The sequence below is a fragment of the Eubacterium sp. 14-2 genome (assembly GCF_000403845.2).
Lineage (GTDB): Bacteria > Bacillota > Clostridia > Lachnospirales > Lachnospiraceae > Petralouisia.
The window spans coordinates 478,542-501,824 of record NZ_KE159567.1; the positions used below are offsets into that span (position 1 = coordinate 478,542).

Sequence of the window (23,283 nt, forward strand, 5' to 3'; positions counted from 1 at the left end):
CGTGGAAGTCCAGTTTTTTGTCCGCACCCCCGTTCGTATATTTTAGTGTGCAAACTTATTATACACCTAAGTATCCTATATGGCATTTTATGTTTAAAACTTGTAAAGTGTAGTATCAGAACAGATTTAAAATTTAAATATTATATTGAAACAAATGTTTTCTTTTGTTTTTTGTGTTATACTAAAAATGAAAAATATTTTGTGGAGGCTAAAGAAGAATGTTTACACGCGAAGATACAAAAATAATAAAAGGTATGGCAGTCACTTTGATGATTTTGCATCATTTGTGGGCATTTCCGGAAAGATTACCAGGTGGCGAACTAAAATGTCTGTTATCTGTTTCCGGAGAAAGTGCGATTATGTATTTGGGAATGTTTGGAAAAATATGTGTGTCTTTGTTTTTCTTTGTCGGCGGATATGGAATGTATAAAACTTTTCAGGAACAGGGGGTTGATTTATTCAGAAAATTGAAAGGGCTGTATTTATCTTATTGGAAAGTATTTGTTATTTTTGTTCCATTAGGATTCATATTTTTTAGAGACTATCCAGTATATTATAAAAGCTCGGAATTTTGTAACAGATTTTCTGTTTTTAGCTGGGATGAGTTGCTGAAAAATTTCCTGGGTATTTATAGTACGTATAGCAGTGAATGGTGGTTTTTTCAAAGCTATATCTATGCGGTAGTATCTTTTGTAGTGGTAAAAAAAATTCTTGACCGATATTCGGCGGCAATCAATATTACAATTATAATATTGGGCAGCATACTGGTTACAAATATTTTGCCTGTAATAGGAAATATAGAGATGATTGGAACTTTGAATAATAATTTTTTATATAAGGCATTTCTGTGTCAGCCTGCACCATATATTGCGTGTTTTTGGATGGGGGGGGGTATGGCAAAAGATGATTTATTAATCAAATTACAAATACAGATGAAAAAAAATAATATGTTGAATCCAATATCAGATGTAATTATTCTTGTATTAATAGTTTATATCAGAACAAGTGGACCTGGTGATGCTCTGGATATTTTTTATGTTCCAGTTATGATAGTAGCAATTCTCGACTTGGTAAAGAGAATACATATATTAGAAAACATGTTATTGTATATTGGAAAACAAAGTACAAATATGTGGCTTATACATGGCTTTTTCTGTTACTATTTTTATGATGTTGTCAGATTGGTTGTAGCGCCACAATGGGGTGTTTTATCGTTGATTTTATTAATGCTCCTTACATATTTTGCTTCACTTCTTGTTACATATATCTGGAATATGGAGAAAAAAATAGTAGTAATTGCAAAAAAGAAATTAGATTGTAAATAAAACTTTAGCGTGTTTTATTATGAAACTGTTATATTAAAGACAAAGAATATGTAATATATATTATATGATAATGAAAATACAGAAGTTCGGGAGAATTTTAATATTTGCAATTATTGGAAAACTGTAGTACAATAGAAAACAATGTATAAGTCTATAGAGTATTTTGCATGACAGGAGGACAAGATGAAGCAGCATATTTTTCTTTCCTCGCCCCATATGAGCGAAGAAGGGTATGAACAGGAATATATAAAGGAAGCATTTGATACCAACTGGATTGCACCTCTTGGAAAGAATGTGACAGAATTTGAAAAGGAGATGGCAGCGAAGCTGGGAGTTGAGAAGGCAGTAGCTCTTTCCGCAGGTACCGCCGCCATACATATGGCATTAAAAGCAATTGGAGTAAGTCAGGGCGATATCGTGTTTTGCCAGTCCCTGACTTTTTCTGCTACTGCAAATCCAATTGTTTATGAAAAAGCCACTCCGGTGTTTATAGACAGTGATGAAGGAACCTGGAATATGGATCCGAAGGCTCTGGAACTTGCATTTGAAAAATATGAGAAGCAGGGACAGCGGCCGAAAGCAGTTCTTGTGGTACATTTATATGGTATCTGTGCTCATATTGATGAAATTGTGGAGATATGCCAAAGATATCAGGTTCCATTGATTGAAGATGCAGCCGAAAGCCTGGGAACCATATATCATGGAAGATATACAGGAACTTTTGGAGATTATGGAATTATCAGTTTTAACGGGAATAAAATTATAACAAGTTCCGGAGGAGGTATGCTGCTGGTAAATACAGAGGATGCGGAAGAAAAAGCCAGGAAGGTCCTCTACTGGGCGACGCAGGCACGGGAGCCTGCACGTTGGTATCAACATACAGAAATTGGGTATAATTATCGTATGAGCAATATCGTAGCCGGAATCGGCAGAGGACAGCTGAAGGTGTTGGACAGACGTGTGAAAAAGAAACGATATATTTATGAATATTATCGAAAACATCTGGGAGATTTGCCAGAGATTCATTTTATGCCAATGATGGAAAATACCAGAAGCAACTGTTGGCTTACATCTGTCCAATTAGATGCGGATTGCAAAGTAAAGCCACTGGATATTATGCAGGCATTGGAAGATGATGACGTGGAGAGCCGACCAATCTGGAAACCCATGCATTTGCAGCCGGTGTTTGCAGATTGTGATTTTGTTTCTACAGTGGAAGGACTGCACATAGTGGATGAAGAAACAGGCGCAGATAACAGTATCAGTGGGCAGATTTTTGAGAGAGGTGTCTGCATGCCCAGTGACAGTAAGATGACGGATGATGATTTGGAACGGGTGTGTGCTGTAGTAAGAAAGTTGTGGAAATAGGATGAAAAAAATTCTGATATTTGGCGCCGGTGGATTTGGCAGGGAAGTACAATGGCTGATAGAACGTATTAACCAAAAAGAACCGTTTTGGCAGATAGAGGGTTATCTGGATGATGGCTTGGAGCCGGGAACAGAGGTCAATGGATATAAAGTGCTGGGGGGCATGGAAAAACTACGGGAATATGATGATTCCATGTCAGTAGTATGTGCAGTGGGTTCAGCACAGACAAGGGAGAAAATAATTTCCGAAATAAAGAAGATTGGAAATTTTCAGTTTCCCAATCTGATAGATCCGGATGTTCAGTCATCCACATTTTTGTCTATGGGAGAAGGAAATATTATCTGTGCGGGAAATATCCTCACTGTAAATATTATAATAAAAGATTTTGTGATTTTAAATCTCTCATGTACGGTAGGGCATGATGTAACTATGGAATCTTTTGTTACAGTTTATCCTGGTGTGAATATTTCCGGATGTACACAGATAGAGAAGGGCGTAGAATTAGGTACAGGATGCAAAATTATTCAGGGAAAAACGATAGGGAAGAATACCATTGTGGGAGCGGGAGCGGTTGTTGTGCGTAATTTGCCATCAGATTGTACAGCCATGGGCATGCCTGCAAAACCTGTAAAATTTTTTGGGGGGGGGGGGGAAAAAACTCCTTATAGCAGGCGCGAGTGGACACGGAAAGGTCATTTTTGAGCTTGCCGGAAAAACAGGAATTTACCAGGAAATTTATTTCCTGGACGATGATGAGACGCTGTTGAAAACAGAAAAAACAGTAGTTGGATGTGTTGATTTTGCAATAAATCATAAGGGAGAATTTGATGTAATTATTGCTGTAGGAAATGCATTCATCAGAAAGCAGATTCAGGAGAAGTACGAAAGGGCAGGAGTAAATCTTGTAACACTGGTTCATCCGGAGGGAATATTATCAGATGAAACAGTCAGAATAGGAAAAGGGACTGTGATAATGGCCGGAGCTGTTATTCAGTCCGGCGTTGAAATTGGAGATGGAGTTATTGTAAATACTCTGGCTTCTGTAGATCATGGATGTAAATTAGACGATTATGCTCATATATCAGTGGGAAGCCATCTGGCTGGCAATGTGAAAGTTGGAAAAAGTACATGGGTTGGGGCAGGAGCAATTATTTGTAATAATGTATCTGTTAGTGATGATGTGGTAATAGGAGCGGGAGCAGTAGTAGTAAAAGATATTGTGGAAAAGGGTACCTATACAGGAATACCTGCAAGAAAAATAAAATAATGTGGAAAGGGATATATGTATAAAAAATTTTTAAAACGTTGGATAGATTTTGTTTTATCGCTTATGGGAATTGTAATTCTAAGCCCTGTTTTTCTGATTATAAGTATTTTAGTTGAAAAGAAACTGGGCAGGCCTGTTCTGTTTAAACAGAAACGGCCAGGAAAGAATGAGAAGATATTTGAAATGTATAAATTTCGAACAATGACAGATGAAAAAGATGCAAAAGGAAATTTATTGCCGGATGCAGAACGACTGACTTCTTTTGGGAAAAAATTGAGGAGTACGAGTCTGGATGAATTGCCAGAGTTGTTTAATATCTTAAAAGGAGATATGAGCATTGTAGGGCCGCGTCCTTTACTGGTGAAATATTTGCCCCTTTATAGTAAAAGACAGAGAAAGCGGCATAGGGTACGACCGGGAGTTACTGGTCTGGCACAGGTGAATGGCCGAAATGCCATAAGCTGGGAAGAAAAATTTGAATGGGACGTCAGATATGTGGAAAATATTACGTTTATGAATGACGTAAAAATCATACTGAAGACGATAAAGACGGTGTTAGGGCATGAAGGTATTAACAGTGAGACGTCTGCAACCATGGAAGAATTTCGAGGAGAAAAAGCCATGAAAAGCATGGTACGTTGACATAAAATCAGAATTGTGCTATTCTTAACTCTGTAACACTGGAAAATTATGGATTATTTATGTATGTTATTATGTGAATTTTAAACGAAAACAGGAGATGACACAGGAAAAGGTATGAATATATTATTTTTAACCCTTGTTGATTTTGCTTCTGTGGAAGAACGGAATATATATACAGATCTGCTCAGACAATTTTTGAGAAATGGGCACAAAGTATATGCGATTTCTCCGGTAGAACGTAAAAAAAAGCAGGGGACACATTTAGTATCAGAGCAAAATTGTAACATATTGAAGCTGAAAACTGGTAATATACAAAAGACAAATATTTTTGAAAAAGGGATTAGCACTCTATGTATCGAATCGCAGTTTATGATGGCAATCAGGAAATACTTTGGAAATGTTAAGTTTGATCTTATACTGTATTCTACACCACCGATTACATTTTGTAAAGTAATACAATATGTAAAAAAGAGAGATCGCGCAAAAACGTATTTACTGTTAAAAGATATTTTTCCCCAAAATGCTGTGGATATAGGACTGTTATGTAAAAAAGGTATAAAAGGTGGGGTGTATAAATATTTCAGAAATAAGGAAAAGAGGCTTTATGAAATTTCAGATACGATTGGTTGCATGTCTGATGCCAATGTTAAATATATTTTAAAGCATAATCAGGAAATCCATTCTTCTAAAATTGAGGTATGTCCCAATAGTATAAATGTGGCAGATGTGAGCATTAATACGGAGGAGCGCCTGAAGATAAGAAAAAAATATAATATACCGGAGAATAAGACTGTTTTTGTTTATGGGGGTAACCTTGGAAAACCTCAGGGCATAGAGTTTATGCTGAAATGTCTGCATACTCAAAGAAAAAATGCAAATGTTTATTTCCTTATCATAGGGGATGGAACAGAATATGAAAGAATTCAGTATTATGTTGAAAAGTATAAGATTAAAAATATTTCATTACATCGTTGGCTGCCGAAAGAAGATTATGATAAAGTATTAGCTGCCTGTGATGTGGGAATGATTTTTCTTGATCACAGATTTACAATTCCCAATTTTCCAAGCAGGCTCCTCGGATATATGGGAGCTAAATTACCGGTGCTGGCAGTAACAGACAAAGCTACGGATATTGGGAAAATTATTGTCGATAATGGCTTTGGATGGTGGTGTGAGAGTAATATTGCAGCAGGTTTTGCCAGGAAAATTCTTGAAGCCTGCAGGGATGACAAAGAGATCATGGGTAGTAAAGCGTATAATTATTTGAAGGATAATTACAGTACGGAAACGGCGTATAAGATAATTATGAGAAGAATGTGAGGACAGGGAAATATAATATGAAGAAATATCAGATTTGTACACAGTGTGTTATGGACACTTCTGATTCAAAAATTACTTTTGACAGCAGAGGTGTGTGTGATCATTGCAGAAACTATGAAAAAAACATAAAACCATATTGGAAGCCACAGGAAAATCGTTTTGATGAGTTGGAAGAACTTGCAAAAAAAATTCGTAAAGCAGGAAAAGGACATGATTACGATTGTATACTTGGGCTCAGTGGTGGGGCGGACAGTTCCTATATGGCCTATATTGCAAAGGAAGTCATGCATTTGCGACCACTGGTGTTAGTTGTGGATACGGGCTGGAATTTGAATGTTGCCGTTGAGAATATTGAGAAAATCGTAAAAGGGCTGGACCTTGATATGTATACAGAGGTTGTAAACTGGAAAGAAATGGCGGATTTGCAGCTTTCTTATTTTAAAGCCTCCATATCTTCGTGTGATCAGCCGCAGGATCATGCCATATTTGCGGGACTTTACAATTATGCGGTAAAACATCATATTAAATATGTACTTACAGGCTCAAACAATTCAACGGAATTTGTGCGTCCCCCTGTTGGAATTTTATATATGAATGATCTAACCATGATGAAAGATATTCACAGAAAATATGGCAGGGTTCCCCTGAGAACCTTCCCAATGTGTGGGATGGTAAAATACAGAGTAGCATATCGCTATATTAATGGAATGCGTCGCGTATATCCTCTTGATTACGTGGTATATGATAAAGAGAAGGCACAGCAATTTCTTCATGAAAAATATGGTTGGACAAAGTATGAAAACAAACATTATGAAAATGTATTTACACGTTTTTTTGAAGGATATTATCTGCCCCATAAATTTGGGTATGATACGCGGCGGAATGTGCTTTCCAATCAGATTCTTGCCGGTACTATAACGAGGGAAGAAGCTCTGGAAATACTGGAGCAGCCGCCATATGACCCTGATCAGATGGCTCAGGATAAGGAATATGTTGCCAAGAAAATGGGAATTACGGAAAAAGAATTTGATAAAATAATAGCGAAGCCCAATAAACATCCGGAAGATTATAAGAATGAGATGTGGATGATACGGGCCGGTGTTGCAGTTTCTAAATTATTAGGAATGGAGAAGAGGAATTTAAGGGTATAGAATGATAGCGATTATTGATTATGGATTAGGAAATCTTGGCTCAATAGCCAATATGCTTAAAATTATTGGAGAAAAAAATATTATTACAGACGATATTGATACGATTTTGTCTGCGGATAAGGTGATTCTTCCAGGAGTCGGCGCATTTGATGCCGGAATGAAAAATCTGAATGAAAAAGGTTTATCGGAAGCAATAAAGAAAATTGCGCTGGAAGATAAGAAACCCGTACTGGGAATATGTCTTGGAATGCAGTTGCTGGGAGAAAAAAGTGAAGAAGGGAATCTTGAAGGTCTTGGATTAATTCCTTTTACAAACCGGAGATTTGAATTTCCTGAAAACACAGAATTGAAAATTCCCCATATGGGGTGGGATATTGTCCGATTCAAGCAGAAAAATCCCCTGCTGGACAAGTTGGATGGGCAACAAAGATATTATTTTGTGCATTCCTACTATGCAGTATGCAGTAATGAAGAAAATGTTCTGATGACCTGTGATTATGGATATGAATTTGCGGCAGCAGTAGTAAGGGAAAACGTGCTGGGTGTCCAGTTTCATCCGGAAAAAAGCCATAATTTTGGAATGGCTCTTTTGGAGAATTTTGTAAAAAAGTGTTGACGAATAACGAGGTGAAAAAGTGTTTGTACGACCAAGAATTATTCCGGTTCTTCTGATAGATGACCGGGATTTGATAAAAACGATAAATTTTAAAGAACGAACTTATCTGGGAGATCCGGTTAATGCAGTAAAAATATTTAACCGTAAAGGGATTGACGAGCTGGCAATTCTTGACATCGGAGCAACAAGCAGACACAGAGAGCCAGATTTTGAAATATTGAAAGATATAGCGGCGGAAGCGTTTATGCCATTGGCTTATGGTGGTGGCATTACAACCGTAGAACAGGCCAGGGAACTTGCAAAGATTGGATATGAAAAAGTGGTAATAAATACACAGCTTATCCGCAATCCGGAACTGGTGAAGCGGATAGTAGAAGTATTGGGAAGCCAGAGTGTGGTTGCTTCCATTGACGCGAAACTTGTTCATGGAAAATATATGTGTGCAATTCATGATGGACAGGAGATTGTGAAAATATCGCCGAAGACACTTGCGAAACAGGCAGAAGAATTGGGGGCAGGAGAGATATTTATTAATTCTGTGGACCGTGATGGGATGATGAGTGGCTATGATTTAAAATTAGTGAAGAATATCGTGAATTCTGTAAATATTCCGGTTACTGCCTGTGGAGGAGCGGCAGGGATAGAAGATTTAAAAGAAGTGCTCCATAAAGGACATGCTCATGCCGCAGCCGGAGGGAGTATGTTTGTGTATTATGGAAAACTTAAAGCAGTACTGATAACTGCACCAACGGAAGAAGATTATTACTCATACAATATTTTTAAGGAGTAGAAGGATGTTTAAAATCACATATTTATGGTCTAAATTTTGTAAAAAACTGCCTTTGTCGGCCATAAAAAACAGCCGTTTTGAAAAGCCATCCAAGGCAGAAGCCAGAAGTACAGTTATTAATTCAAAAATGGGAAGATATTCATATTGCGGTTATAATTGTACTATTATAAATGCAGAAATAGGAAGATTTACATCAATAGGGGATAATGTGGTTATAGGAGCGGCAAATCATCCGTTAGAATGGATTTCAACCTCTCCTGCATTTTATTATGGGAAAGACAGTATCCCCAAAAACTTGGCTAAATTGTCGTATGATGCGAGTCCTGCCAAAACAAGGATAGGAAATGATGTCTGGATAGGAAGAGACGTTTTGGTAAGGGGGGGGGGGTAGTAATTGGAAATGGAGCCTGTGTAGGTATGGGGGCCGTTGTAACAAAAGACGTGCCTCCATATGCCATAGTATGTGGAAATCCTGCTCGTGTTATTAGATACAGATTTTCGGATGATGTAATTCATAGGTTAGAAAAGATTTGTTGGTGGAATTATTCATTGAAGAAAATTGATGGTTTGGCTAACTTTGCAGATAATGTAGAGGAATTTATAAAGAAAGCAGAGGACAGTGGATGAGAATTCTTCATTTATGTTTAGCGTGTTATTATGTAGATAATTATAATTACCAGGAAAATGTATTACCTGAAATTAATAAAGAGGATGGGCATGAAGTATATATTTTAGCCTCCACAGAAACATTTATTGAAAATGTGAAACTTGGATTTGTAAATCCGGGAGCATATGTAACAGAAAGTGGTATTCCGGTAAAAAGACTGGCGTATAAAAAGGTTATTAACCAGTTTGTATCATCCAAGATAAGGAAATATAAAGGAGTTTATAAAGAATTAAGGAAGATAAAGCCAGATATTATTTTTATGCATGATTTGTGTTTTGCTTCTGTTCTGGAAGTAGTGGAATATAAAAAGCAAAATCCGGATGTAAGGTTGTTTGCAGATACACACTCGGCATATTATAACAGTGGTACAGGCTGGCTGTCAATGAATTTATTACACAAGCAATATTACAAATATTTGATTCAGAAAACGATTCCGTTTTTGGAAAAATATTATTATATTGGTGCAAATGAAAAGAAGTTTAATATGGAGGTATATAAAGTTCCTGAAACTATTATGGAGTTTTTTCCTCTGGGAGGGATTTTACCAGAGAAAGATAAATATGATTATGTAAGGAAAAAGAAACGGGAAGAATTAGGGCTGGCGGAAGAAGAATTGTTATTGGTTCATACAGGAAAATTAGATGCATTTAAAAAGACAGATGCTTTATTAAATGCTTTTTATACCGTTAAAGAATTAAATGCCAAACTGATAATAATTGGTTCAATTCCAAATGAGAGGGATAAAATTCTGAGGAAATTAATAGAAAGGGATAAAAGGGTTACATTTTTAGGATGGAAAAGACCTGATGAAATGATGGAATACTTATGTGCTTCTGACCTTTATTGCCAGCCAGGTAGTGTATCTGCTACTCTCCAGAATGCAATATGTAATTTTTTGCCTGTACTTGCATATCCATTTCAGGCATATAGGGATATAGATTGTGGTAATTTTATTTGGGTTAAAAAACAAAATGATATAGTGAAGGCATTTAAAGATATAATGAATGGAAAAATATCATTGGACAAGTTGAAAAAAGAAACGGTCAGGTGCGCTGAGAATATACTGGATTATAAAAAACTTGCGAAAAGATATTGCAAATGACAAGATAAAGAGCGAGATTATGGAGAGAAGATTATGAAAGAGAATCTTATAAAAAAAATCAATAATAAAGAGATTATTGCAGGTGTGGTAGGTCTGGGATATGTAGGATTGCCCCTTGCTGTTGAGAAGGCAAAAGCAGGATTTAAAACAATTGGATTTGATGTGCAAAACTCCAAAGTAGATATGGTCAATAGTGGGCACAATTATATAGGGGATGTTGTTGATTCAGATTTGGCAGAACTGGTAAGTAAAGGTATGCTGTCTGCAACCAATGATTTTTCTTTTATTAAAAATGTAGATTTTATAGCAATCTGCGTACCGACTCCGTTGGACGAGCATCAGGAACCAGATATCAGTTATGTAAAAAATTCCGCGACAGAAGTAGCGAAGTACTTAAAGGCGGGAACAATGGTGGTGTTGGAATCAACTACGTATCCAGGTACGACAGAAGAATTGATAAAACCAATATTGGAAGAAGGTTCTGGCTTAACATGTGGAACAGATTTTTTTCTGGGCTTTAGTCCGGAACGGGTTGATCCAGGAAATTTAATTTACAAAACAAAAAATACACCCAAAGTTGTCGGGGCAATAGGAGAAGATGCAGCAGATGTTATCAGCGCCATGTATCGTGCAGTGTTGGAAGGGGAGGTTTTTACAGTATCATCACCGGCAGTTGCTGAGATGGAAAAGATTCTGGAGAATACGTATCGAAATATTAATATAGGACTGATTAACGAGATAGGGCGATTATGCCATGAGATGGGTATATCGATATGGGAGGTAATTGAAGCTGCTAAAACAAAGCCTTACGGTTTTCAACCTTTTTATCCGGGACCAGGGCTTGGCGGCCATTGTATACCGCTGGATCCGTATTATTTAACCTGGAAGGCAAGAGAGTATGGTTTTCATACGACGCTTATTGAAAATTCCATGGTGATCAATGACAGTCAGCCGGAATATTGTATGGAGCGTGCCATGCATATACTTAATCGCCATAAAAAAGCGATAAATGGTGCAAAAGTTCTGATGTTAGGAGTGTCATACAAGAATGATATCGATGATTATCGGGAGTCGCCTGCAATTCGTGTGATGAAGGAATTAAGAAAAGTGGGAGCAGACGTTGAATATTATGATCCATGGGTACCGGAGTTCAAAAACATGTATGGACAAAGTGGAAAAAGCCTGAAAAGTCTGACACCGGAAATTGTTGCTTCTTATGATCTCATAATGGTTACGACAGCCCACCATAATGTGGATTATGATATGGTTCAACAAAATGCGAAAGCAATATTTGATACGAAAAATGTCATGAGTAAGATTAAAAATCGTGAAAATATAGAGGTATTATAAAATGAAGTTCACATATGAATCATATACAGAATTATTGCGAAAGTTACAGAGGAATGGATACCACATAGTGAATTATGAGAATTGGAATGAGTACGATCGTTCTGTAATTCTTCGACATGATATTGATTATGATATAAAAAAAGCAGTTGATTTGGCCATGTTGGAAAAAGAAACCGGGGGGGGGTACAAAGCAACGTATTTTGTTTTGTTAACATCTGATTTTTATAATGTATTTTCTAAAAAAAATGTTGACGCTTTAAGACAAATTGTAGATTGCGGGCATACAATTGGTTTACATTTTGATGAAGTTCGGTATCCGGAAATTGCTGGTAATCCGGAGAAAATTAAAAGTAAGATAATAGAAGAGAGAAAATTGTTGAGTGTTGCAGTTGGCCAGGATATTAAATGTGTTTCCATGCACAGGCCAGGTAAAGCCATATTAGATGTAGATTTGCAAATACCCGGAATGATTAATAGTTATGGGCAAAAATTTTTTAAAGAATTTAAGTACTTGTCTGATTCCAGACGTAGATGGAGAGAACCAGTGGAACATATTATTGAAGCACAGGAATATGACAGATTGCATATCCTGACACATCCTTTTTGGTATAATATGACAGACAGAAGTCTCCATGATTCTATTTTTGAATTTGTTAATAATGCTAATCGAAGTCGATATAATTTTTTACAGTCTAATTTTACTGACCTGGAATCTGTTATGTTGTCAGGAGAAGTATTGTAAAGAAAGGTTTATAAAATGACGGTGTTAAATGAAGATAAAAGAAATATTAGAATGGTTGGATAATCAGGAATATAGATATGAATTTAAGGGAGATAAGGACACAGAAATTTCAGGCTTTTCAGCGTTAATGAATTATGATAAAAATACAATTACATGGATTAAAAAAGAGAAAAATTATATTGATGCAGGAAGGCCTGTTAATATAGACTGTGCAGTTGTACAGAAAGGTGTAAATATAGATGTCGATAATATTATCATAAGTGAATTTTCGAAAGAAATGTTTTTTGCCATATTAAGAAATTTCTGGGGGACAGGATATAAAGAAGGAAATATTGGCAGGGGCACCGTGATAGATCAAAAGGCAGATATTGATTCAACCGTGTCAATAGGCTGTAATTGTAGCATTTTGGGTAATGTATCAGTCGGGACTCATACCGTAATTGAGAATAATGTAGTAATTCAGGGTAATATTAAAATTGGAAATAACTGTATGATTCATTCCGGAACGGTAATTGGAACAGATGGTTATGGTTATTTTTTTAAGGATGACGGAACAATTGGAAAAGTAGAGCATTTTGGTGGCGTGATTATAGGAAATGATGTGGAAATTGGTGCGAATGTGTGTATTGACAGAGGAACTCTGGATGATACTGTTATTGGAGACAATTCAAAAATAGATAATCTTGTTCATATAGCACATAATGTCAGAATTGGAAGATCTGTATGTGTAGTGGCGGGAGCGGCAATATGTGGAAGTGTGGTATTACACGATGGGGCATATATTGCACCTGGAGGGATAGTGAAAAATCAGCTTGAAATAGGAACAGATGGATTTGTAGGTCTTGGAGCTGTAGTGACAAAATCTGTAGAGAATGGTTCTGTTGTAGCCGGGATTCCGGCGAGAACAATTAGAAACATAAAAAAAGGAGACAAATAGCAATGAAGTATGCATTAATTGGATGTGGTCGGATATCTCCGAATCATATAGTAGCAGCAAAAAATAATAACCTGGAATTTGTAGGGTTATGTGACATTGACAAAAGTATGATGGAAGATAAGGTGTCAAAGTTTCAACTTGAGAATATCCATCAATATACGGATTATCATTTAATGCTTGAGAAGGAGAGGCCTGAACTTGTGGCAATTGCTACAGAAAGTGGAAAACATGCAGCGATTGCTCTGGATTGTATCAATAAGGGGTGCAATTTAATTATTGAAAAGCCAATTGCTCTTTCAATTGCGGAGGCGGATGCAATTATAGAAGCAGCTAAAGAAAAAGGAGTAAAAGTCTGTACGTCGCATCAGAATCGTTTTAATAAATCAATACAGAAGATACGAGAAGCACTGGAGATGGATCGGTTTGGTCGAATGCTTTATGGGACTGCCCACATACGCTGGTGCAGAGATTATGAATATTATTCAAAAGCGAAATGGCGCGGTACCTGGGAGCAGGATGGGGGCGCGTTAATGAATCAGTGTATTCATAATATAGACTTACTCCGCTGGATGATGGGGGACGAGATAGAAGAAGTTATGGGAATGACTGACAGACTGAATCATGATTATATAGAAGCAGAGGATCTTGGAATAGCATTAGTAAAATTTAAAAATGGTTCATATGGCATTATAGAAGGAACCACGGATGTGTATCCCAACAATCTGGAAGAGACGCTTTATTTGTTCGGAGAAAAGGGAATGGTAAAAGCCGGAGGACAAAGTGTAAATAAAATTGAAGAATGGCGTTTTGCAGATTCTCTGGACAGGCCAGAGGCAGTAATAGAAGAATTTGCCGAGAATCCACCAAATGTGTATGGATTTGGGCATAATCCTCTTTATGCAGACATGATTGAAGCAATTGAACAGGAGCGGGAAGCGTATGTGAACGCAGAAGCTGGAAAAAGAGCATTGGAACTTGTACTTGCAATTTATAAATCGGCAGCGGAAGGGAAAACTGTTAAACTACCATTAGAAGAGTGTTCTACAATAGAATTTACAGGAAGGTTTGAAAACAGGAAAGTGGATGAATAATAATAATTCTTTTATGCATGAGAGCAGTTATGTAGATGGTGACGTGAAAATAGGGAATGGGACAAAGATATGGCATTTTTGCCATATACAGTCTGGGGCCATTATTGGTGAGAACTGTTCGCTGGGACAGAACGTAAATGTTGCAAATAACGTGAGAATTGGAAATAGTGTAAAAATACAAAATAATGTTTCTGTGTATGAAGGTGTGGAACTGGAAGACTATGTATTTTGTGGGCCATCGATGGTGTTTACAAATGATACCACGCCACGAGCCAGGTATTCAAAAAATCATAAGTATAAGAAGACAGTAGTGAAACATGATGCGACTTTGGGAGCAAATTGTACTATAGTTTGTGGACACACAATAGGGGAGTATGCCACTATAGCAGCGGGAGCAGTAGTAACAAAAGATGTTAAGCCACATGCGCTTATGGCAGGAGTTCCCGCAAAACAAATTGGATGGGTATGTGAATGTGGACAGGTATTAAGCGAAACTTTAATTTGTAAGGATTGCAAAAAGGAATATACATTAGAAAATGAAACTTTGAAGTTTAAATGTAAATATGAGAATATTAAATGACACAATTACTGTTTTTCTTCAGTAATGTGTAATATTACAGTGAATAATGAGGTTGAATTGCAAAAATGATAAAGGTAAAGGTGGACAGACTATATGAATGGATAGTTGCACTATGTGTATTTATGAATGGATTGGGCTTTGTATTGTATATTGCAGGTGTAAATGTCGTTAATTATCTGACAGTGCTCGCATTTGCTTTTATTATAATGGATTTAATGCGAAAAAATAAATCCGTGTCTTATTTTAAATATGGAAATAAATGGTTTATTGTTTTTTTCTTTATGTTTTGGGTGTTTTATGCCTGCGTGCAGGTTATTTTTACTGATATTAATCAAGAATATTTTTCAACTGGCTTACATCAGTTAATTACAAATGCAATGTTTGCTTTTATGGTTTGTTATACAGTTCACGATAGGAGGTCGTTTAATACAATAAGAAATGCTATGACAGGTGTGTTGGTGGTAAACACTTTAATGGGAATATTTGAAATTTTAACAGGAATTCATTTTGTGGAGGCAGAAAGTATTTGGGATGCTAATACTGCCAGAGCATTTTCAAATAATCCAAATGAGTATGCAACAACCATGTATTGTGCCATGATGGGGGTTGTTCTGTTTTCTTTACAGGGAAAGTTGAAAATGGAAATAAAACTGCTTCTTACAGGCTCTGTAATTTGTATTGTTTTTTCTCATTCAAGAGGGATATTGTATGCAGTCATTATTTTTGTTTTGGCCTATTGTGCTATGAAGGTTTATTATGGATTTAAAGGGAATGGATCTTTTTTTAAATTGTTATTTGCTATGGCAATACCTCTGGTATGCTATATTATAGTTTCTGGGGCCTTATTGGAAATAATAAACTGGTTGGTAGATAGTTTTTCGGGTCAAGGTGACTATGGTTCAGATTTGTATCGCATTAATTTAATTAGAGATGGAATGAAGTTTTTCAGGGAATCACATGGTTTTGGCGTCGGAGCGGGACAGAGTATATATTTGGTAAAAATGAATTTGCATAATTTTCTGGTGGAGATTTTAGTGGAATATGGAATTCTTATCTTTACAGGAATTCTTTTTATATTATGGTATATTTGGAGAATGGCATTTGAACCCTGTATTTCGAAAAATAGCAGATGCATATATTTTGCATTTGTTCCAAGCCTGATTATGGCGAGTATATCATCCAGCAGTATTAACAAGTTTAAGATTTTTTGGATTATGATCATTATGTTTTATCTCTCAGGATATTATTTGTCTGACAGCAAACAGAATATCAGGCAGGAAAGGAATGTATATGAAGCTGGTTGAAATAACATTAGATTATCCGTATAATGGTGGAGAAACATTTTGTAAACAGGAGTTGGAGATTGCCGAAAAGTATTTTGATGAGATTTTGTTGATTTCGATGTCGGGTCATATAGGTGAAGGTAATATTCGTTATGTGCCGCCAAATGCGAAATTAATTAATGCAAGGAAAGCACGCTATGAGGCGTCTGTTTATTTAAAAAGTTTCTTTCAATTGTTGAGGATTCGGACGATACGGGAAATTGTTTTTGCAAAGAAAAAGCTCCGAACTAAAGAGAGTATGCCACAGATACTGAAAGAGATATTTATTTATTATTATTATGCAAATCTTCTGAAACGTGTGTTTGAGAAAGAGGTAATTGAGGATGATGATATTCTGTATAGTTATTGGATGGCCGCACCGGCGTATTATTTATCCATAAAAGGAAAGAAAGCTCTGAAAGTGTCCAGAACACATAGATTTGATTGTTTTATAGAGGAATGTTATCAACCTTTTCGGAGAGAAATTATTGAGGGCCTTGACTGTATTATAAGCATTAGTGAAGCTGGAAAGAAAAGCATTGAAGCAAGACTGATTCCATTCACAAGTTGTTTATCAGAGAAAATAAAAGTATCACGTTTGGGTATAATGAAAAAGAGTTCTGCAACAGATTTTGGAGGAAAGAGCAATAAATACTTTACAATCCTTACCTGTTCTAATATTCATATTGTGAAAAGACTGGATCTTATGATTAAAGCATTAGAAAAAATAAATATCCCCGTTAACTGGATTCATATTGGAGATGGAGAACTGGGAGAACAAATCAGAACTCAGGCGAAAGTGCTGGATTCTAACAAATATGTGAAGTATACGTTTAAAGGCGTTTTGACACAACAGCAAATATATGATTTTTATGAGCGGAATCATATAGATTTATTCGTAAATTGCAGTGATTCGGAGGGCGTGCCGGTATCTGTTATGGAAGCGATTTCTTTTGGTATACCGGTTATTGCACGAGATGTAGGAGGCAATAGTGAGATTGTAAGTAGTGAAAATGGAATACTTCTTGATAAAAATATTACTCCAAAAGTATTAATGGAAGCTATACGTTCGATTTTATTATTGGATGACGATAAGTATATTAATTTGAGGAAAAACGCGGTCAGAAAATACAGAGAATGTTTTATGGCGTCAGAAAATTACAGTAATTTTTTTGAAATGCTTATATCTATGGCAAAGGAGAAATAAAAATGAAATTCAGTAAAGTAGATTATGATTTTTTAAATGGTAAAAAATTTTCAAATGCCTTTTACTTTGATTTGGGTGAAAATGTATTATATGACAGAATTACATCATTGATTAATCTCACGAAAGGAAAAAAGGTGTTGCATGTTGGATGTTGTGACCATGTTCCGCTTATTGCAGATAAAATAAAGAAGCGTGAATGGCTACAGGGATTGCTGGACGAATCCTGTGAATTTGTTCTTGGAATCGATATTGATCAGAAAGCGGTGGATTTTGTAAATGAGAACAAATATAGTAAAAACCCGGTCTGGTGCGTGGATTTGATGTCATTGGAATCCTTGAAACAATTGCCCCAATATGATTTTGATTTCATAATGCTTGGCGAAATAGTGGAACATGTAAATGATCCTGTCAGTTTTCTTAGTTCAATGAAGAAAAATATGGATACATATGGATTTAAGGGAAAGTATGTCATTACAGTTCCAAATGCAATAAGTATGGTGCGGAATGGTTCTTTTTATAAAGGAATTGAATGTATTAATACAGATCATAGATATTGGTTTACGCCTTATACCATTAGTAAGGTTATGATGGAGGCTGAAATTAAACCGGAAGAAATATTGTTCTCCAGTTTTGGGGGGGGGGGGGAACGGAGCAAACAGGTATACCAATAAAATATTTTCTATCTTAGAGAGGGTTCGAAAAAAACCTTTTAAATATAAAAGTTGGCGAGGAGACCAGATTATTGCCATTGGTAAAGGAATATGAACAAAAATAGTATTATTAAGCATTTTGCAACAATTGGCAGTGGAACAATTGTTGTTCTGTTAATTAATCTTATTACGGCCCCGATTATAACCAGATTAGTTGCCCCGGATGAATATGGGATACAGTCCGTGTTTGTTATGTATGCAACTTTGGCTGCCTCTTTCTTTTATCTGGGACAGGATCAGGCATTGTTGAGATTTTTCTATACTAAAGAAGAGGAAGACTATAAAAGAACTTTATTATACAGGTGTATAAAATATCCATTATTGCTTTGTATAGTAGCAAGTATAATATTGTTTGCTATAAAAAAAACAGATATATTTGAAATTGAGTATGATAATTGGATTTTGGTCTGTCTCTGTATTTATACCACAATTCTTGTAATTGACAGATTTGCTTCTTTATTATTGCGTTTGACCTATAAAACAAAAAGTTTTTCGGTTGTGAATGTTATATATCGGTTATCATATCTGTTGATTTCAGTGGGAATGATATATTTCATGCAGAATCATTATGCCCAGATACTCATTATTGCCACTATGCTGTCTGCGGTTTTGAGCATGGTGCTTAATGTATTATTTGAGAGAAATTTTTGGAATTTAAAAAAGGGATGTAATAATCCGGAATGTATTTCTACCCGTGATATTTTAAAATATGGAATGCCTTTTATTGTATCGGGCGGGGTAGCTTCTATATTTAATGTAACAGATAAAATGGTGGTAAAAGCCTATGGGACTTATTCTGATGTAGGGATATATTCATCTGCTCTTGGACTGGTGAGTGCTTTTGCCATTATACAGACTACCTTTTGTACATTATGGACGCCGCTGACATTTGAGAATTATGAGAAAAATCCAGAAGACAGAAGTTTATATATAAAGGGGCACAATATTATAACAGTAGTTGTATTTGCAGCTGGTTTAACAATGATTCTTGGAAAAGATATTTTTGTTTTTATGCTTGGAGAAAAATACAGAGAAGCCTCATATCTTCTTCCATTTTTAATTTTTAATCCTATAATGTACACTGTCTCAGAAACTACGGTATCGGGTCTGTATTTCATGAAAAAATCAAATATGCAGATATTTCCCCCCTTGGTGGCATGTACAGTGAATCTTATTGGAAATATAATTCTGGTTCAGATATTAGGTTATAGAGGTGCAGCTATTTCGACAGGACTTTCCTATATCGTTTTTTTTATAATGAGAACAGTACTTGGAAGACATTACTATTATATAGATTTTGAGCTTAAATCGTATTATATTGTAACGCTTGTTGTCACGATATATGCATTTTATAATACTTTTTTTCAGTTTAATATGTATACAGTAGCAGGATATTTTATATGCTTATCTGTTCTTATATTGTTATACAGGAAAACGGTGAAAGAGATGCTGTTTTATATCAGGGATTTTATTCAGAGTAAAATAGACAGGTAATTTGTGTCTGTTATGGTTAGCCTGTTTTTAAATAAGAATTATGTAAAAGGGTAAAATATATAGTATTCCATAAATGGATTGTGTTTAAATAATGATTACAAAAGGAGTAGTTTTGGAAAATGAGCGATTTTAACGGAGCAACATTATTAATTACAGGAGGGACAGGTTCCTTTGGAAATACTGTACTTAAGCATTTTTTGGAAACTGATATCGGAGAGATACGAATTTTCAGCAGAGATGAGAAGAAGCAGGATGATATGCGCCATGAACTCCAGGCAAATCATCCGGAACATGCGAAAAAGGTCAAATTTTATATAGGAAATGTTAGAAATCCACAGTCGGTGCGTGATGCTATGCCGGGGGTAGATTTTATATTCCATGCAGCGGCGCTGAAGCAGGTGCCAAGCTGTGAATTTTTTCCTATGGAAGCTGTACAGACAAATGTTGAAGGTACTAATAATGTACTTCATGCTGCAATAGAAGCAGGTGTTCAGAAAGTGATATGTCTTAGTACGGATAAAGCAGCTTACCCTATTAATGCAATGGGAACGTCGAAAGCGATGATGGAGCATGTGGTGAAGGCGAACGCAAGGGTTGCGGCAGAACGTGGTGGAACAGTTATCTGTTGTACAAGATATGGAAATGTAATGTGCAGCAGGGGCTCTGTAATTCCATTGTTTATAGAACAGATAAAATCCGGGCAGCCCATAACGGTTACAAATCCTGATATGACAAGATTTCTTATGAATTTAGATGAAGCGGTGGATCTTGTGAAATTTGCATTTACACATGCTAACCCAGGGGATTTGTTTGTTCAGAAATCGGATGCAAGTACCATTGGTGTATTGGCAAAAGCAGTGCAGCGGCTTTTTGGAGATACGGGTATAAGAATTATTGGGACCCGCCATGGTGAAAAACTTTATGAAACATTAATGACAAAAGAAGAGGGGCTTCGTTCGGTGGATATGGGACAGTATTACAGAGTATCTGCGGATAACAGGGATTTAAATTATGATAAGTATTTTATTGATGGACAGGTTATTACAGAAGCGGAGGAATCTTATACAAGTCATAATACAAAGCTGTTAGATGTGGAAGGAACAGTTGAGAAAATTTTAACAACCGGATATGTGCAGGAGGCATTGAACAAAGAAGGGTGAGACAATGAAAGTTTTGGTTACAGGAAGTAAGGGATTTGTCGGCAAAAACTTAATAGAGAACCTTAAGAATGTCAGAGATGGAAAGAATCAGACAAGACCGCAGTTGTTGATTACAGATATTTATGAATTTGATGTAGATACGGACGAAGTGATATTGGACGAAGCATGCAAAAAAGCAGATTTTGTTTTCCATCTTGCAGGTGTAAACAGACCGAAAGAAAAAGCAGAGTTTATGAGTGGAAATTTTGGATTTTCCAGTAAGTTGTTGCAGATATTGAAAAAATATAATAATAAGTGCCCCGTAATGCTGGCAAGTTCATCCCAGGCCTCTCTTGCAGGTCGATTTGCAGAATCTGAATATGGAAAAAGCAAACTGGAAGGGGAAAATTTATTTTTTGAGTATGCTAAGGAAACAGGGGCAAAAGTACTTGTCTATCGTTTTCCGAATCTTTTTGGTAAATGGTGCAGGCCTAATTATAATTCGGCAGTAGCAACATTTTGTAATGCGGTAGCTAATGATTTGGAATACATGATCAGTGATCCTGCTATTGAGCTGGAACTTTTGTATATAGATGATCTTGTGGATGAAATGTTCAACGCCCTCGAAGGAAAAGAGAACCGTTGTGAATACGAAGGGGTGAATACAAAACCATTATCTTCCGGGCGTTATTGTTATGCGCCAATGACACATTACGCAACTTTGGGGGAGATTGTGGATTTATTGAAGCAATTTAAATCCATGCCGGCGACGTTTATTATGCCGGAGATACCGGAAGGTTCGTTTGCGAAAAAACTTTACAGCACGTATCTGTCCTATCTTCCGAAAGGATCGATGTCATATAAATTGAATATGAATGTGGATAACAGGGGAATTTTTACGGAGTTAATAAAAACTGGCTCCTGTGGACAGATAAGTGTTAATATTGCCCGTCCTGGAAATATAAGAGGACAGCATTGGCATAATAGCAAATGGGAGATATTTATTGTAGTCAGTGGCCATGGATTAATTCAGGAGCGTAAGATAGGGATTGATCCTGATACGGGTGAGAAATATCCGGTGGTGGAATTTGAGGTGACAGGTGAAGAAATGAAAGCCGTACAGATGTTACCAGGATATACGCATAATATTATGAATCTTTCTGATACGGAAGACCTTGTAACGGTAATGTGGGCAAATGAGGCTTTTAATCCAGACTATCCCGATACATTTTATGAGAAGGTGGAGACTGAGGAATGAAAACAGAATTTAATGATATCAAATGGCAGGAAAACGGTAGAATTAAGATTTTGATTATAGTAGGCACAAGACCGGAGATTATTCGTCTGTCAGCAGTTATTAATAAATGTCGGGTATATTTTGATACTATTCTTGCCCATACGGGGCAGAATTATGATTATAACCTTAATGGTGTATTTTTTAAAGATCTTGGTCTTGCGGATCCGGATGTATATCTGAATGCGGTGGGGGATGATCTCGGAAGTACGATGGGGAATATTATTGCGGCTTCTTATAAAATGATGGCGCATATAAAGCCGGATGCTATTCTTGTTCTGGGTGATACAAATTCCTGTTTGTCGGTTATTGGAGCTAAACGCCTTCATATTCCAATTTTCCATATGGAAGCGGGAAACCGCTGTAAGGATGAATGTCTGCCGGAGGAAACAAATCGAAGGATTGTTGATATCATTTCCGATGTGAATCTCGCTTATTCGGAGCATGCGAGGCGATATCTGGCAGAATGTGGTCTTCCGAAAGAGCGTACGTATGTTACGGGTTCTCCTATGGCAGAAGTATTGAGTAATAATCTCCAGCCTATATTGGATTCTGATATTCATAGAAGGTTGAGTGATGAAATTGGTGTGAATATTAAGAAAGGAAAATATATACTGCTTTCTGCTCATCGTGAGGAAAATATAGACACAGAAAAAAATTTCCTGTCTTTGTTTCGGGCAGTAAATGCAATGGCGGAAAAATATAATATGCCAGTTCTCTATTCCTGCCATCCGAGGAGCAGAAAACGTATTGAGGAAAGTCATTTTCAGCTTGATCCTCGTGTAATTGCTCATGAACCATTAGGTTTTCACGATTATAATTGTTTACAGGTCAATGCATATGCCGTTGTGTCTGATTCTGGTACGTTGCCGGAGGAAAGCAGTTATTTTACTTCTATTGATATGTCATTTCCTGCTATTTGTATAAGGACGAGTACAGAGAGACCGGAGGCCCTGGACAGGGGATGTTTTGTATTGTCAGGAATCAATACAGAAGGATTGTTACAGTCGGTAGAATTGGCGGTAGCAATGAACATGAATGGAGATTTTGGAATTCCAGTGCCGGATTATACAGATATAAATGTCAGTACTAAAGTTATAAAAATTATACAGTCTTATAAAGATACGATTAATCGTTTTGTATGGCGAAAGGAAATGTAGGGATGGAG

The 23,283-nt window shown here is 36.4% G+C and carries 24 protein-coding genes; all 24 read left to right on the plus strand.

The features are described 5' to 3' along the window. Positions 1-218: 218 nt before the first annotated feature. The 24 genes from C805_RS09345 (at position 219) to C805_RS09445 (ending at position 23,275) form a co-directional block, all read left to right on the plus strand. On the plus strand, positions 219-1,325 hold the full coding sequence (locus C805_RS09345) for an acyltransferase family protein (RefSeq protein ID WP_016213582.1): 1,107 nt from the start codon (positions 219-221) through the stop codon (positions 1,323-1,325). Positions 1,326-1,508: 183 nt separating this feature from the next. Continuing rightward, positions 1,509-2,693, plus strand: a complete 1,185-nt coding sequence (locus C805_RS09350) for an aminotransferase class I/II-fold pyridoxal phosphate-dependent enzyme (protein WP_016213583.1) — start codon at positions 1,509-1,511, stop codon at positions 2,691-2,693. Position 2,694: 1 nt separating this feature from the next. Next, positions 2,695-3,396 carry an acetyltransferase gene (locus tag C805_RS09355; protein ID WP_016213584.1) on the plus strand — a complete coding sequence of 234 codons (702 nt, stop codon included), beginning with the start codon at positions 2,695-2,697 and terminating at the stop codon, positions 3,394-3,396. Beyond that, on the plus strand, positions 3,332-3,961 hold the full coding sequence (locus tag C805_RS0104380) for a NeuD/PglB/VioB family sugar acetyltransferase (protein WP_022750913.1): 630 nt from the start codon (positions 3,332-3,334) through the stop codon (positions 3,959-3,961). Before C805_RS09355 ends, C805_RS0104380 begins: the two co-directional genes overlap by 65 nt. A 15-nt stretch (positions 3,962-3,976) precedes the next feature. After that, a complete protein-coding gene (locus C805_RS09360) occupies positions 3,977-4,603 on the plus strand; it encodes a sugar transferase (RefSeq protein WP_016213586.1) in 627 nt (208 codons plus the stop codon). A 114-nt stretch (positions 4,604-4,717) separates the two neighbouring features. Beyond that, positions 4,718-5,923, plus strand: coding sequence for a glycosyltransferase family 4 protein (locus C805_RS09365; RefSeq protein ID WP_016213587.1), 1,206 nt, complete (start codon positions 4,718-4,720; stop codon positions 5,921-5,923). A gap of 17 nt (positions 5,924-5,940) precedes the next feature. Then, the gene (locus tag C805_RS09370; protein ID WP_016213588.1) at positions 5,941-7,074 is read left to right on the plus strand and encodes an N-acetyl sugar amidotransferase; all 1,134 of its coding nucleotides are present in this window, start codon (positions 5,941-5,943) and stop codon (positions 7,072-7,074) included. A 1-nt stretch (position 7,075) separates the two neighbouring features. After that, entirely contained in the window at positions 7,076-7,690 is a 615-nt protein-coding gene (gene hisH / locus C805_RS09375) for an imidazole glycerol phosphate synthase subunit HisH (protein ID WP_016213589.1), read from the plus strand. A gap of 19 nt (positions 7,691-7,709) precedes the next feature. Beyond that, complete coding sequence (locus C805_RS09380; protein WP_016213590.1) at positions 7,710-8,480, plus strand: AglZ/HisF2 family acetamidino modification protein; 771 nt, start codon at positions 7,710-7,712, stop codon at positions 8,478-8,480. Positions 8,481-8,484: 4 nt separating this feature from the next. Continuing rightward, positions 8,485-8,871 (plus strand): LbetaH domain-containing protein, encoded by a 387-nt coding sequence (locus C805_RS25045; RefSeq protein ID WP_016213591.1) that lies wholly within the window; start codon positions 8,485-8,487, stop codon positions 8,869-8,871. 26 nt (positions 8,872-8,897) lie between these two features. Then, entirely contained in the window at positions 8,898-9,107 is a 210-nt protein-coding gene (locus tag C805_RS27405; RefSeq protein ID WP_016213592.1) for an LbetaH domain-containing protein, read from the plus strand. Beyond that, positions 9,104-10,249 (plus strand): glycosyltransferase, encoded by a 1,146-nt coding sequence (locus C805_RS09390; protein WP_016213593.1) that lies wholly within the window; start codon positions 9,104-9,106, stop codon positions 10,247-10,249. The genes C805_RS27405 and C805_RS09390 overlap by 4 nt, the downstream gene beginning before the upstream one ends. 33 nt (positions 10,250-10,282) lie before the next feature. Continuing rightward, positions 10,283-11,599: a nucleotide sugar dehydrogenase gene (locus C805_RS09395; RefSeq protein ID WP_016213594.1), complete on the plus strand. Its 1,317-nt coding sequence runs from the start codon at positions 10,283-10,285 to the stop codon at positions 11,597-11,599. Between the two features lie 67 nt (positions 11,600-11,666). Then, positions 11,667-12,341, plus strand: a complete 675-nt coding sequence (locus C805_RS09400) for a polysaccharide deacetylase family protein (protein ID WP_196811060.1) — start codon at positions 11,667-11,669, stop codon at positions 12,339-12,341. Positions 12,342-12,369: 28 nt separating this feature from the next. Beyond that, complete coding sequence (locus C805_RS25055; protein ID WP_016213596.1) at positions 12,370-13,278, plus strand: UDP-3-O-(3-hydroxymyristoyl)glucosamine N-acyltransferase; 909 nt, start codon at positions 12,370-12,372, stop codon at positions 13,276-13,278. A gap of 2 nt (positions 13,279-13,280) precedes the next feature. Then, positions 13,281-14,369, plus strand: coding sequence for a Gfo/Idh/MocA family protein (locus C805_RS09405; protein ID WP_016213597.1), 1,089 nt, complete (start codon positions 13,281-13,283; stop codon positions 14,367-14,369). Then, positions 14,362-14,949, plus strand: coding sequence for an acyltransferase (locus tag C805_RS09410; protein WP_016213598.1), 588 nt, complete (start codon positions 14,362-14,364; stop codon positions 14,947-14,949). The genes C805_RS09405 and C805_RS09410 overlap by 8 nt, the downstream gene beginning before the upstream one ends. Positions 14,950-15,014: 65 nt before the next feature. Further along, positions 15,015-16,253 (plus strand): O-antigen ligase family protein, encoded by a 1,239-nt coding sequence (locus C805_RS09415; protein ID WP_016213599.1) that lies wholly within the window; start codon positions 15,015-15,017, stop codon positions 16,251-16,253. Then, on the plus strand, positions 16,240-17,478 hold the full coding sequence (locus tag C805_RS09420; RefSeq protein WP_016213600.1) for a glycosyltransferase: 1,239 nt from the start codon (positions 16,240-16,242) through the stop codon (positions 17,476-17,478). The genes C805_RS09415 and C805_RS09420 overlap by 14 nt, the downstream gene beginning before the upstream one ends. Positions 17,479-17,480: 2 nt before the next feature. Beyond that, a complete protein-coding gene (locus C805_RS09425) occupies positions 17,481-18,149 on the plus strand; it encodes a class I SAM-dependent methyltransferase (RefSeq protein ID WP_016213601.1) in 669 nt (222 codons plus the stop codon). A 90-nt stretch (positions 18,150-18,239) separates the two neighbouring features. After that, the gene (locus C805_RS09430) at positions 18,240-19,682 is read left to right on the plus strand and encodes an oligosaccharide flippase family protein (RefSeq protein WP_016213602.1); all 1,443 of its coding nucleotides are present in this window, start codon (positions 18,240-18,242) and stop codon (positions 19,680-19,682) included. A 119-nt stretch (positions 19,683-19,801) separates the two neighbouring features. Continuing rightward, positions 19,802-20,842, plus strand: coding sequence for a polysaccharide biosynthesis protein (locus C805_RS09435; protein WP_016213603.1), 1,041 nt, complete (start codon positions 19,802-19,804; stop codon positions 20,840-20,842). A gap of 4 nt (positions 20,843-20,846) precedes the next feature. Beyond that, positions 20,847-22,079 carry a polysaccharide biosynthesis C-terminal domain-containing protein gene (locus tag C805_RS09440; RefSeq protein ID WP_016213604.1) on the plus strand — a complete coding sequence of 411 codons (1,233 nt, stop codon included), beginning with the start codon at positions 20,847-20,849 and terminating at the stop codon, positions 22,077-22,079. Next, a complete protein-coding gene (locus C805_RS09445; protein ID WP_016213605.1) occupies positions 22,076-23,275 on the plus strand; it encodes a UDP-N-acetyl glucosamine 2-epimerase in 1,200 nt (399 codons plus the stop codon). Before C805_RS09440 ends, C805_RS09445 begins: the two co-directional genes overlap by 4 nt. Positions 23,276-23,283: the final 8 nt, after the last annotated feature.